Genomic DNA, 13,217 nt, shown 5'->3' with positions numbered 1-13,217 from the left:
CTAGACAAAATGACACCAAATGAGTTTTACTATGATCAGCTACCCCAACAAAACAAGGTGGCTTAACTAGAGCGGAATATCACTTATAAATACGCTTTTAGTTGTTCAAACAAGTGGAACCACCTCTTTATTATAAAATTGCTTCAATTCATTTTTGGAATAGCTAAGTTTAGTGATCTGACCAGTTCGACTATCTTGGAACTGAATATTTTCAATATAAAAATAATTTCTCACTTTTACTAAATTAACATTTTGAATCTGCCGGGTATGTGACTGATTATAGTCATCAGTACATAGGGCCGCATAATGCTCACAGCTGATTTTTGCTGCATAACCATTTCCCGCAATCAGGATAAACAGCGCGTTGTCTGGACGTTGATTATTAGACACCAGTACATATTGTGCTTTGGCACTGCTTTTTAAAGGAATGCTCACGGCTTGCTGATAATATTGATCTGCTTTCAGAATTTCCTGAACTTTGGCAACACAGGTAAACATCAAGGAGAGTGTGACCAGAAAAATGACAGCAGCGAGACATAGACGGAATATGGTTTTGACAGTTTGATGCATAGGAGAAAATTTCTAAATAGAAAGAAGAGAGATGAGCAATAAAGTGCTTTAAGACTGTATGTTAAATCATCAGTTGTGAATATTGAAAAGAAACTTAACTTAATTCGAAAAAAAATGGGACTAAACTTGATCCGCTAAAATATACTGTTTTTTTAAATCTATATTTCAAGTAAATCTTTCAGCTCACGGCTGCAAATTGCCAAATCTTAGGAAACCTAATGGGAAGTTTCTTTTTTTTACAACTGTTGACGGTGGTCTTTGCTCTGTCAATTGCCACCACCATGTTCAACAAACGTGTTCTAAGTTTTCCTCAGGCCATTGGTGTGCCGATTGTTTCCGCTATTTTTGTATTTATCCTGCAATGGTGCGCCAGCCTGTTACAGGGTAATCCATTTTTTAGCATCAATATTGATAATATTGAGAAAGCAGTGCGCCATGTCGATTTTTATGACTTCCTGATTAATGGGGTGATCTGTTTCATTCTGACTTCATCCGCATTGAAGTTTAAGGTTTCAGATTTACGCAATCACTGGCGGCCGATTGGTATTCTGGCCAGTCTGGCATTGGTTTTCTGTGCAGTTTTCTTTGGTATTGCGCTGTACGGTTATCAGTTTCTGATTGGTAACCACGTCGATATATTGGTTCTACTATTGCTAGGTGCTGCGCTCGGAGCAACGGATCCAATTGGGATTAAAGGTGTCCTCAGTTCGGTACGCGCACCCCATCATTTGATCGTGAAGCTGGAAGGTGAGTCGCTGTTTAATGATGCCATGTGTATTGCATTATTTATGACCTTATTAAATGTACTGCAAGGTGAAAACTTTACCGTACTCGCCGTCCTGCAAACATTGCTTTATGAAATTGTCGTGGCAGTTTTGATCGGAATCGGTTTTGGTCTGGCGATTTTACGTATTCTGCGCGGTAAGCATGAAATGGAATCACTGATATTAACTACTGCACTGTTGGCTTGTGGTTCATATCTGGTTGCTTTACTGGCGCATGCTTCTGCACCAATTGCCTGTGTAATAGGCGGCTTGATCGTCGGTAATAAATGGAAAGAAATTCTGGCTGATGCAGACATCGGTGATGTAAACCATTTCTGGCATACGGTAGAGGGGATTATCAATTCCTTCCTGTTCACCTTGATCGGTCTGGAACTGTTCATTATTGATCTAAGCACCAGTCTGGTTCTAGGCGGGATTGTCGCTTTCATAATTCTGCATTTGGCACGCTTCCTGGCCAACCATCTGTCTTTTGCATTATTCCCTAGAATGCGTAAAAAAAGTTATAACGGCAGTTTAACCATTCTGTCTTGGGGCGGTGTACGTGGCGGGATTTCCTTAGCCCTGATTCTGGCAGTGGCCAATATTCCGCAACTGGAAGCGTATAGCAGTATTCTGATTGGATATACCTTCATTGTGGTACTTCTTTCTGGGGTGGTTTGTGGCCTAGGTTTGCCAGCCGTAATGAATGCCTTCTATTACAACCCGAATGAAGAAACTCAAGGCTTTAAAGGCTGGTATCAGCGGATGTGCCACAAGATGAACCGGCGCGGTTTTCAGTATATTGTGGGGGAGGATGCGAATGGAAATGAAACCATCACCATCTTCCAGCCTGAGATGCTGATTGATAAGAAAGATGCCGATGGTGTAGCAACCGTGCATCATCCTGATAAAGTACAGGAAGTGAAACGTTTAGAAAATCCGGAGAATTTCTAATTGTTAGAATTTTCTATCAAGATTGAAAGCCTATGACATCAAGTGCAAGCCAGGAAATGGCACAAATGATTCTGGGTGTAGTCAGCCAGATTCCTTATGCGAAAGTAGCGACCTATGGACAGATCGCTAAGCTGGCTGGCTTGCCCAAACATGCACGTCTGGTAGGTAGGGTTTTAAGCCAGCTTGATACAGAAACCGATTTGCCTTGGCATCGTGTCCTGAACGCTCAAGGTAAGATCAGTCTCAATAAACTGGATGAATATGGACATAATATTCAACAGCAAAAGTTAGGCGCAGAAGGAATTCTATGTGCTGGAAATCGGGTCAGCTTAAAGCAGTATCAATGGGATGGATTTGTCTGAAAGAGAAATCCCCACTTGATTGAAGTGGGGATTTTTTTATTATTTACGGATAACCATTACAGGAACATTGGCCTGTCCCAAGATGCTTTGCGCAACACTACCCAGGAACAGTTTCTTGAAGCCAGTACGGCCATGTGAGCCAATCACAATCAGATCAGTATTCAAGGATTCTGCTGCTTTGACAATTTCACTATAAATCACCTGACCTTCGAGTAGCTGGGTCTCTGCATCAATACCTGCCGCAGCAAATTTCGCTTTTGCTTCATCAAGTGTCTTCAGAATTGCAGTACGGGCACGTTCAACCAGGTCATTGGTTTGAGCTGCTGTAATGTATTCAGCAGCGATATAGGGATCAAGTGCCAGCACCTGAACCACTGTCACTTTACTGTTAAATGCTTTGGCAATTTCGACAGCTTTATCGACTGCAGCGTAGGAAGTTTCTGAACCGTCAACGGGTACTAAAATATGTTCAAATGACATTAGAATTCTCCTTATCGGAAATAAGTTTTATAAAAATATGACGCGTTAAAATCGTATACGAATTGTTGTTTATACTTTGATCATAACGCGTATTTTATAAAAATAAAACCAAGTAAATACCTCAGTATTATGTTTAACAAAGCAATAATTTTTAATGGTTGGTATATTTTATAAGTTTTTGATTTATATTTATATTTTGAGATTAAAATAATATGATTTTAGAATATTAATGAACTAACTTAAAAAAGCCATCTGATTTTAATACTGCGTTATTACCTGTAATTTTAGATTCAAAAAATCCCTGTTATATAAAACTATAGGAACAGGTTTAAAATTGAGATTTTAATAATGAAAAATCTATCAAACTGCATAAAGATAGACTGCTATTTCTAATAGTAAGCTTCTATCAGCATAATTTTAGTGTTCTAAAACTTCCCTTTCCAAGGGTGGGTTAATACCGTTATTTTCTTTTTTAAATTGAGCACGATCTGTAATGGATTTCTCACATTCATTATAGTGATCAATTGCAAAGTTTTTAATTAAGGCGGAACGTCCAGACTGATCTTGGGGTATTTCATATTTAAACGCTTTTTCAGTAAGTTTTATACCAATCAGAGTATGGAGATCATTCGCTGTACCGTAGTGCTGTTTTATTTGCTGAATCATCCATTTCTGTGGTGCACCTTTCAGTCTAAAGAGCATGACTTCTTGAGCCAAACTTTTCACATCATCACATCCTGAAAATCTGCTGCTTGGATGAATAACAGTTGCATTGGCTAAACTTATAAAACTCAATAGGAGCAGGCTTAGGTATATTTTGAATTTCGTCATCTTCAGTTTTGCTTTAATCCAGAGATACTATTGGCCATATTTGGAAAAGTATTATAGCGATAGGAAAAGGTCCTAGATTCACTTTTTATTTTGTTTCTTCAGCAAGTTATTCTTAAAATTAAATATTATATGATACGACTTTGATTCAGATTTGGCTTTAAAAGTTGGTACCAATTTTTGTAGATTCTGTTATGGGATTTCGAATTAAATCATGATTTGTACAAAGTTTAAGAGTTTATGATTAATTTGCATAAAGACTGAACATTTGTGGTTTAAAATGCTTGACGATACAACCTGAAATTACGATAATGCGCACACAGTTTACGGCTATGTAGCTCAGTTGGTTAGAGCACCGCACTCATAATGCGGGGGTCACAGGTTCAAGTCCCGTCATAGCCACCATTTTTAAAGACCAAGCTCTCAGCTTGGTCTCTTTTTTTGTGCCATAAAAATATCAATAAAAAATTAAGAGAAAGTTCTTCTAAATATCTGTCTGTTTAAATTTTTGAATCTTCTTTTAATTTCTTAACCCTATTTATTGCTTAAAGATAAAAAAATGCCCAAGCATTTACTTGGGCATTATAGCTAATCTAGTTTTGTTAAAACTTAGATACCTGCTTTCCAACCATTAACGACCGGATAGCGACGTTCACGACCATAAGAACGCGAGCTGATACGTGGACCAATCGCACCCTGACGACGTTTGTATTCGTTAATATCAACCAGACGAATCACTTTTTTCACGACTTCAGCTTCAAAACCTTTGGCAATGATGTCATCCTGGCTCAGATCTTCTTCAATATAAGCATAAAGAATCGCATCAAGTACTTCATAAGCCGGTAATGAATCCTGATCGACCTGATCTGGACGAAGTTCTGCTGATGGTGGGCGAGTAATGACACGCTCAGGAATCACAGGAGTTTCTGCGATGCTGTTACGGTATTTCGCCAGTTCAAACACAATGGTTTTATAAACATCTTTTAATACAGCGAAGCCGCCCACCATATCGCCATATAGCGTACAGTAGCCAACGGCAAGTTCAGATTTATTGCCGGTTGCCAGAACCAGATTGCCGAACTTGTTAGACAGCGCCATTAATAGCGTACCGCGTGCACGTGCTTGCAGGTTTTCTTCAGTGGCATCTACAGGGGCATTGCCAAAGAATGGATACAGGGTTTGCAAGAAGCCACTTACAATCGGGTTAATCTCGGCAATACCGAAAGTTACACCCATGGTTTTTGCCTGTTCAGTGGCATCTTCTACACTGATCTGAGCAGTATAGGTATAAGGCATCATCACTGCTTGAACTTTGTCAGGGCCAATCGCATCTGCTGCGATGGCAAGAGTCAGGGCAGAGTCAATACCACCAGACAGACCCAGAATTACACCTGGGAAACCTGAACGCTGTACATAATCACGGGTTGCCATCACCAGACTTTGATAAATCTCGGCCATAGTTTCTAGGGCTGGAGTAATCGTACCTTTGCTGAACTCTAATTTTTCTGCATCATATTCAGCGATATACAGGCCTTTTTCAAAGCTAGGTGCTTGCAGAGCCACTTCGCCTGATTTATTGAGTACAAAGCTGGTACCATCAAAGATTAGATCATCTTGGCCACCTACCTGGTTACAGTACACCAGATTGATATTCAACTGTTTGACCAGCGCAGCCATGGTATCGATACGGTGTTGCGGTTTGCCGACTTCATATGGAGAAGCATTCAGAACCATTGCAGTATCAATATTCAATTGAGCCAGCTGTTGAACCGTAGATAATGACCAGACATCTTCACAGATCAGAACACCAAACTTGTGTCCCAGATATTCGAAGACCAGATGCTGATGTCCTTCACCAAAATAGCGTTTCTCATCAAATACACCATAGTTTGGCAGAGTCTGCTTATTATAAACCCCTAAAACTTCACCATCTTTCATGACGGCTGCTGAGTTATAACGTTCACCATCTTCAGTCTGATTGACAAAACCGAAGACCATGACGATATCTTTTACTTCAGTCAGTTTCTCAAACGCCAGTTTTGTACGTTTAGCCAGACTTGGACGAATTAATAAATCTTCAGCCGGATAACCTAAAGTTGAAAGTTCAGGGAAAATAATAAGATCAGCATTATCTTTTTTGGCCTGATTTGCCAAATCTATCATTGTCTGCGTATTTGCATCTAAATTGCCCACATGTGGAGAGAATTGAGCAATCGCAATTTTAAAACTTTTCATTCCAATTAAGTCCTATTCCTATAGGTGAATACACTAAATCACTGATTTTTAAAATTCTAATTATCCAGCTGAGTGCAGTTTGATACGAACAAAATGCCAAATGGCCAAAATTAAAAAAGTCATGACCGCATGATCATTAAATCTTGATTTGCGAGCTAAAAATATCATACTTGGCTTATTTTATCGAAATTTGAGGCAGATGCTAGAGCTGTTTCAGGAGAATTGAAACAGATGCACAAAGTTATGGTCAAAAATGACTTATTATGGTGCTTTTTTATTCTGATAAATGCACAAAAATACTCAATTGGATTTAAATAAGTTTATTTTTCATAAATAGAAATCAACAGAATACTTGAGTGAAAAGTATTCAATATCATCTGCTTATCTGATTTTTTAAAATAATATTGGGAATTTTTTTTAGAAAAATATCGCGTGCAATATCTCCCTGTTGTTCAATGTTATAGTCTAAAAAGGATTTGTTGGGATTAAATTGATATTTGTAAGGATTATATTTTCCCATACTTAAAAAATAAGCGGCTTGTAAAAAAGCGCCCTTAAACAACACATTAATATTCTGCTGATATTGATAAATATGCGCCATTTCATGAATGAAAAGCGCCTGATAAGAACGGCTTTCTTTAGAATAATCGTCCCGATAATTCAGGTTGCGGACGTGAATATAACCACTTGGTGCCATAATCACATGCTTGGATTGCCAAGGCAGGAAAGGGTGATTCATGACACGGACTGCTGAATAGTCAATCCGGTCAGCAAAGACTTGCTGGCAAAGCTTGATTTCCCCTGAAGTTAAGTTCCGGCTTTTAAACTGATCAAAACGAATCATTCTCAGGATGAAGGGAAGCAGGTAAAACAGCATTAAAACTCAATCCTTAACGATATAAGAGTAATTTCTAGAAATTTGTAGAAATTGAAAATTCTTCAGGTTTACTATTTTAAGTTTTTCACATCTTGGTTGTGTTGGTTTTTGTCAGTCATAAAAAAACCACCCAGAAGGGTGGTTTTTACGTCTTTCAACGCTAACCGAATTAACGGTTGATGTCGCGTTGAACTTCACCAGTGTAAAGCTGACGAGGACGACCGATCTTGTAAGGACCGCTGTGCATTTCTAACCAGTGGCTGATCCAACCAACTGTACGTGCAAGCGCGAAGATCACAGTAAACATTTCTGTTGGGATACCAATCGCTTTAAGGATGATACCTGAGTAGAAGTCTACGTTAGGGTAAAGGTTACGTTTGATGAAGTATTCGTCAGAAAGCGCGATACGTTCAAGTTCCATAGCAAGAGCAAGCTGTGGATCGTTGATGCCAAGAGCACCAAGAACTTCGTCACAAGTTTCTTTCATTACTTTCGCACGTGGATCGAAGTTTTTGTACACACGGTGACCGAAGCCCATGAGTTTAACTTCTTTAGTTTTCACTTTTTCCATGAAGCCAGCAACGTTTTCTACAGTGCCGATTTCATCAAGCATCTTAAGAACAGCTTCGTTCGCACCACCGTGAGCAGGACCCCAAAGTGCAGAGATACCAGCAGCGATACATGCATATGGGTTAGCGCCAGTAGAACCAGCTAAACGTACTGTAGACGTAGAAGCATTTTGTTCGTGGTCAGCGTGAAGTGTGAAGATACGGTCCATTGCTTTCGCAAGGATTGGATCTACTTTGTAGTCACGGTCTGCTGGAGTAGCAAACATCATGTACAGGAAGTTTTCAGCGTAAGTCAAATCGTTACGTGGGTAAACGAATGGTTGACCAACAGTGTATTTGTAGCTCCAAGCTGCCAAAGTAGGAATCTTAGCGATTAAACGAATCGCAGTGATTTCACGATGGTTAACATCTTCGATGTCCAGATTGTTGTGATAGAACGCAGACAACGCACCAACAACACCAACCATGATTGCCATAGGGTGAGCATCACGACGGAAACCGTTATAGAAGCGGCTTACTTGATCGTGAACCATAGTGTGGTTACGAACTTTAGCGTCGAATTCTTCTTTTTGCTCAGCTGTTGGAAGCTCGCCATTAAGAAGTAAGTAGCAAGTTTCTAGGTAATCAGCTTTAGTTGCTAACTGGTCAATTGGGTAGCCACGGTGTAAAAGAACACCTTTATTACCATCGATGAAAGTGATTTTAGACTCGCATGCAGCTGTTGCCATAAAACCAGGATCAAAAGTAAAGTGACCTGCAGCCAACACATCTTTAACGTCGATTACATCTGGGCCCAATGTGCCGCTGTAAATTGGTAATTCAATTTCTTTGCCATCAAGCTGTAAAACGGCTTTCTTGCCAGTTGCTTCAGACATTCAATAGATCTCCTGTCCTGGTGAATGTATATCCGAGTTGCCTATCAATCTTTTAATGCACAAAACGGACGGATCAAAAATTTGCTATAAGATTAGTGGCTACTGAAATTTTGTCAATTATACTTATGGATGAAAAATGACATTCTCACAGTGGTTTAGTCATTTATCTTGGTATAAAAAGTTTAATAAAATCACAGTACCAAACCTCTATAATAAGTCAAATTGAACAGAAGGTGCAGAAAAAAATATAGTCTTTGCCGTATTTGTAAGCGTTTTTTCCTAGCAAAAAATAAAGGAGAAATTGAGAAAATATTCTAAGACTGCAACTTAAAATTATATAAATCTCGTAACTTACATCGATTTCCTTAAGTTTTTACTTCAAACTTGAATTATAAATAAAAGCAATAAATTTTCTTTTTGGCTCTGTTTAATCGGCTAAAAAATAGCTCGTAAATTTGCTTCACTTTGTTTAATACAACTTAAACAAAAATAAATAAGTGTTTTTTTGAATATAAAATGTCTAAAAACATCAAAAAAACTATGATCTATAAAGAGATAAGTAGGTTTTAGTATAAAAATTCTAAATTGAGATGCCTTTATATAAATAGTCATTATTTATTTGTGAAATATATCCTTATGATTTTACTTGGGATTAATAAGGACTTAGGATCGAAATTATATTTTTGCTGTTCATCTTTAGTCTAAATCTACTTAGTCGAAGCTTGGCTAGATAACAGACTAAATTAATCAAGTTAATTATTAAAAAACAAATATCTAGAATGAGAATATGAAGATAAAGTAAGTGGAGGAGAACTTAAAGTTATTGTTAATGATTCTTATTTAAAGGTTTTTTGTTCAAAAAGCCAAATACAGTTGTTTGTATTTTAATAGTTCACGTTTTATAATTCAGTGTCGTTTTATGTTTAGGCATGTATTTGCCTGATAATGCCAGCTTTCCTTCGAATTAATTCCAACAAACTCCGGATGGAGTTTTTAACTACAGGATGCCCGCTGTGAAAAGCAACAGACCTGTCAATTTGTCCATGGGTCAAGTTTTAGAAGTAAACTTAAAATCACCCGTGGCTATTGCATCAATTCTACACCGTCTTTCAGGTGTCATCGTATTTTTACTCGTACCGGTCCTTTTGTGGCTGTTGGATAAATCATTGTCTTCAGCAGAAGGTTTTGCTGAAGTGCAGGAAATCTTTAACGGTTTCTTTGTCCGCTTTATCGTATGGGTATTTGTAGCCGGCTTAATTTATCATTTGTTCACTGGTATTAAGCACTTACTTGCAGATATCGGCGTTGCAGAAGAACTGCAAAGCGGTCGTACTGCAGCTACTATTTCATTAATCTTGTCTGCAATCGGTATTGTTGCAGCATTTGTATGGATCGTACTCTAATGAAAAGTGCTACTGGTTTAACAGGTTCAGGTTCTCGTGATTGGTTTGTCCAACGCATCAGTGCTGTAGTTCTAGCTGTTTATACCGTTGTGGTGTTTGGTTGGATCCTACTGAATGGTGGCTTCAACTACGAGCAATGGTACGGCTTTATGATGACAGTTCCAATGAAGATCATGTCTTTGTTGGCAGTCTTATCTCTTGTTGCGCATGCATGGATCGGTATGTGGCAGGTATTCACTGACTATGTGACTACTCGTCAAATGGGTCCATCAGCATCAGGTTTACGCCTTGTACTGACTTCAGCAGTGATTATTGCTGTATTTGCATATGCGATCTGGGCAATCCAGATTTTTTGGGCGAATTGATAGGAAACAATCATGGGCGCTATAACCCCTAAAGAAGATTACACAAATATTCCACACGAAACTTTCGATGCAGTTATCGTTGGTGGTGGTGGTTCTGGTATGCGCGCTTCTTACCAACTTGCTCAAGCAGGTTTGAAAGTTGCGGTACTGACTAAAGTATTCCCAACACGTTCTCACACTGTAGCAGCGCAGGGTGGTATCGGTGCATCTCTTGGTAACATGCAAGAAGATAACTGGCACTACCACTTCTACGACACAGTTAAAGGTTCTGACTGGTTAGGTGACCAAGACGCGATCGAGTTCATGACTCGCGAAGCACCGCAAGTGGTATACGAATTAGAACATTTAGGTATGCCATTTGACCGTAACGCAGACGGTACGATTTACCAACGTCCATTTGGTGGTCACTCTGCAAACTACGGTGAAAAAGCAGTTCCACGTGCATGTGCTGCAGCCGACCGTACAGGTCACGCGCTTCTTCATACGCTTTATCAAAGCAACGTGAAAATGGGTACTCAGTTCTTCGTTGAATGGATCGCGCTTGACCTGATCCGTAACGAAGCTGGTGATGTACTGGGTGTGACAGCAATCGATCAGGAAACTGGTAAAATTGCTGTATTCCAGGCGAAAGCTACATTATTCGCTACAGGTGGTGCTGGTCGTGTTTACCGTGCATCTACTAATGCTTATATCAACACCGGTGACGGTCTTGGTATGGCAGCTCGTGCAGGCATTCCATTACAAGATATGGAATTCTGGCAATTCCACCCTACAGGTGTTGCGGGCGCAGGCGTACTGTTAACTGAAGGTTGTCGTGGTGAAGGTGCAATCCTTCGTAACAAAGACGGCGAACCGTTCATGGAACGTTATGCACCGACTCTGAAAGACTTGGCTCCTCGTGACTTCGTATCACGTTCTATGGACCAGGAAATCAAAGAAGGTCGTGGTTGTGGTCCTAAAGGTGATTATATCCTTCTTGATATGACTCACTTGGGTGCTGACACCATCATGAAACGTCTGCCATCTGTATTCGAGATTGGTAAGAAATTCGCGAACGTTGACATTACTAAAGAGCCAATTCCTGTAGTACCTACAATCCATTACCAAATGGGTGGTATTCCTACAAATATTCATGGTCAGGTAGTTGTTCCTGAGTCTCCAGAATCTGAAGCTCTAGTAACCAACTACGACAAGAATACTGATACCTATTCTACTAACCAAGAAGGTCGCAACTTCACGAAACCAGTGAAAGGCTTCTATGCGATCGGTGAATGTTCATGTGTATCTGTACACGGTGCAAACCGTTTAGGTACAAACTCACTGCTTGATTTGGTTGTATTTGGTAAGGCTGCTGGCCAGCACATCATCGACTACGTGACTAAACACCACGGTGATGAGTATGAACCGCTTCCTACAACTGTGCTTGAAAACACAATTAAGCGTGTTCGTAAGCTGGATGAATCAACAACTGGTGAGAATGCTCAAGAAGTTGCTGATGCAATCCGTGACATCGTTCAAGACCACGCGGGTGTATTCCGTACAACTGCGCTGCTTGAAGAAGGTGTAAAACAAATTCTTGCAATTGAGCCGCGTGTTCGCAACATTCACTTGAAAGACAAATCTAAAGTATTCAATACTGCACGTATTGAAGCTCTAGAAGTTGAAAACCTGTATGAAGTTGCTAAAGCGACCTTGATTTCAGCTGCTGCACGTAAAGAATGTCGTGGTGCTCACACTGTGGTAGATTTCGAATTACCACCAGATCACCCAGAGTATCCATATGGCCGTCGTGACGACGAGTGGATGAAACACACCTTGTGGTTCTCTGCTGATAACCGTCTTGAGTACAAGCCAGTGCGTTACAAACCACTTTCGGTTGATGCAATTCCACCGAAACCACGTACATTCTAATCAGGAGATTAAAGATGAGTAGAGGTACTCGTACATTTCATATCTACCGCTACGATCCTGATAAGGATAAAGCACCGTATATGCAAACTTTTAAGCTTGAACTGACTGATAAGCACCGTATGTTGCTTGATGCGCTTCTTGCATTAAAAGTACAGGACGAATCTTTGACATTCCGTCGTTCATGCCGTGAAGGGATCTGTGGTTCTGATGGTGTGAACATTAATGGTAAAAACGGTTTGGCGTGTCTTTGGAACCTGAACGATTTACCAAATGAAATCACGATTCGTCCACTACCTGGTCTTCCAGTAATCAAAGACCTTGTAGTTGACATGAACCAGTTCTACGACCAGTACAACAAGATTCATCCGTTCTTGATCAACAACCAGCCTGCACCTCCTAAAGAGCGTCTGCAGTCTCCTGAAGAACGTGAACACTTGAATGGTCTGTATGAATGTATTCTTTGTGCATGTTGTTCAACTTCATGCCCATCATTCTGGTGGAACCCAGACAAGTTCTTGGGTCCTTCAGCATTATTGAATGCATACCGTTTCATCATCGATTCGCGTGATACAGGTACTCAAGAGCGTCTGGCTCGTCTTGACGATCCGTTCTCTCTGTTCCGTTGTAAAGGTATCATGAACTGTGTATCTGTATGTCCTAAAGGCTTGAACCCTACTAAAGCAATCGGTCACATCCGTAACATGCTTCTAGATATGGCTGGCTAATTTAGACTGCAATAAACAGTTTTTCAAAAAGCACACCACTTGGTGTGCTTTTTGCTTTATAGGGCTCCATAAACGAACAGTGGTCGTGAAAACTGCTGTTATTGGTGCTGTATCTCATATGATCAAATCGGGTGATGAATCATTGCAGAACATTTTGGTCGGATTTATGCACTATTATGATGTTGTTTGAGGTATTTATGATTTTTAGATGTAATTCTGGACTGAAAAAGGTTTTCAATAATGTTATTATATAACGCAAAGTTGCAAAGGGAGTGGATTGGAAGATTTACTCTCTTTTT

11 protein-coding genes, 1 tRNA gene and 1 pseudogene are annotated in these 13,217 nt (G+C 39.8%); 7 read left to right on the top strand and 6 right to left on the bottom strand.

What is annotated here, in order from left to right:
* Positions 1-120: 120 nt before the first annotated feature.
* Positions 121-570: pseudogene (locus FTU72_RS10325) on the bottom strand (hypothetical protein); the annotation flags it as partial.
* A 218-nt stretch (positions 571-788) separates the two neighbouring features.
* On the opposite strand from FTU72_RS10325, the gene FTU72_RS10320 reads away from it, so the two are divergent.
* Entirely contained in the window at positions 789-2,288 is a 1,500-nt protein-coding gene (locus FTU72_RS10320; protein ID WP_004782994.1) for a sodium:proton antiporter, read from the top strand.
* Between the two features lie 65 nt (positions 2,289-2,353).
* Positions 2,354-2,650: an MGMT family protein gene (locus tag FTU72_RS10315; RefSeq protein WP_180052791.1), complete on the top strand. Its 297-nt coding sequence runs from the start codon at positions 2,354-2,356 to the stop codon at positions 2,648-2,650.
* A 39-nt stretch (positions 2,651-2,689) separates the two neighbouring features.
* On the opposite strand, the gene FTU72_RS10310 is transcribed toward FTU72_RS10315, so the two are convergent.
* Positions 2,690-3,130 (bottom strand): universal stress protein, encoded by a 441-nt coding sequence (locus tag FTU72_RS10310; protein ID WP_004782991.1) that lies wholly within the window; start codon positions 3,128-3,130, stop codon positions 2,690-2,692.
* Positions 3,131-3,547: 417 nt separating this feature from the next.
* Positions 3,548-3,961, bottom strand: coding sequence for a hypothetical protein (locus FTU72_RS10305; protein WP_081400934.1), 414 nt, complete (start codon positions 3,959-3,961; stop codon positions 3,548-3,550).
* A 325-nt stretch (positions 3,962-4,286) separates the two neighbouring features.
* On the opposite strand from FTU72_RS10305, the gene FTU72_RS10300 reads away from it, so the two are divergent.
* Positions 4,287-4,363 (top strand) — tRNA-Met (locus tag FTU72_RS10300).
* Between the two features lie 204 nt (positions 4,364-4,567).
* On the opposite strand, the gene FTU72_RS10295 is transcribed toward FTU72_RS10300, so the two are convergent.
* The 3 genes from FTU72_RS10295 to gltA all read right to left on the bottom strand — a co-directional run bounded on the left by FTU72_RS10295 (position 4,568) and on the right by gltA (position 8,514).
* The gene (locus tag FTU72_RS10295; RefSeq protein WP_180052774.1) at positions 4,568-6,193 is read right to left on the bottom strand and encodes an NAD+ synthase; all 1,626 of its coding nucleotides are present in this window, start codon (positions 6,191-6,193) and stop codon (positions 4,568-4,570) included.
* Positions 6,194-6,566: 373 nt separating this feature from the next.
* The gene (locus FTU72_RS10290) at positions 6,567-7,070 is read right to left on the bottom strand and encodes a hypothetical protein (protein ID WP_159122815.1); all 504 of its coding nucleotides are present in this window, start codon (positions 7,068-7,070) and stop codon (positions 6,567-6,569) included.
* Positions 7,071-7,239: 169 nt separating this feature from the next.
* Complete coding sequence (gene gltA, locus FTU72_RS10285) at positions 7,240-8,514, bottom strand: citrate synthase (RefSeq protein ID WP_004782984.1); 1,275 nt, start codon at positions 8,512-8,514, stop codon at positions 7,240-7,242.
* Between the two features lie 1,004 nt (positions 8,515-9,518).
* Between gltA and sdhC the strand changes: the two genes are divergently transcribed.
* From sdhC to FTU72_RS10265, 4 genes are read left to right on the top strand one after another with little or no spacing between them, the layout of a single operon-like run.
* Complete coding sequence (sdhC, locus tag FTU72_RS10280; protein ID WP_034705238.1) at positions 9,519-9,917, top strand: succinate dehydrogenase, cytochrome b556 subunit; 399 nt, start codon at positions 9,519-9,521, stop codon at positions 9,915-9,917.
* Positions 9,917-10,282 (top strand): succinate dehydrogenase, hydrophobic membrane anchor protein, encoded by a 366-nt coding sequence (sdhD, locus tag FTU72_RS10275; RefSeq protein ID WP_004782980.1) that lies wholly within the window; start codon positions 9,917-9,919, stop codon positions 10,280-10,282. The genes sdhC and sdhD overlap by 1 nt, the downstream gene beginning before the upstream one ends.
* Positions 10,283-10,294: 12 nt before the next feature.
* Entirely contained in the window at positions 10,295-12,193 is a 1,899-nt protein-coding gene (locus FTU72_RS10270; RefSeq protein ID WP_004782979.1) for an FAD-binding protein, read from the top strand.
* A 14-nt stretch (positions 12,194-12,207) separates the two neighbouring features.
* The gene (locus tag FTU72_RS10265) at positions 12,208-12,918 is read left to right on the top strand and encodes a succinate dehydrogenase iron-sulfur subunit (protein WP_004782977.1); all 711 of its coding nucleotides are present in this window, start codon (positions 12,208-12,210) and stop codon (positions 12,916-12,918) included.
* Positions 12,919-13,217: the final 299 nt, after the last annotated feature.

It is taken from the genome of Acinetobacter sp. YH12137, from assembly GCF_013418535.1.
In the GTDB taxonomy this organism is placed as follows: domain Bacteria; phylum Pseudomonadota; class Gammaproteobacteria; order Pseudomonadales; family Moraxellaceae; genus Acinetobacter.
Note: the sequence above shows the minus strand (reverse complement) of the source record. Positions and strands in the feature narration are given on the sequence as shown.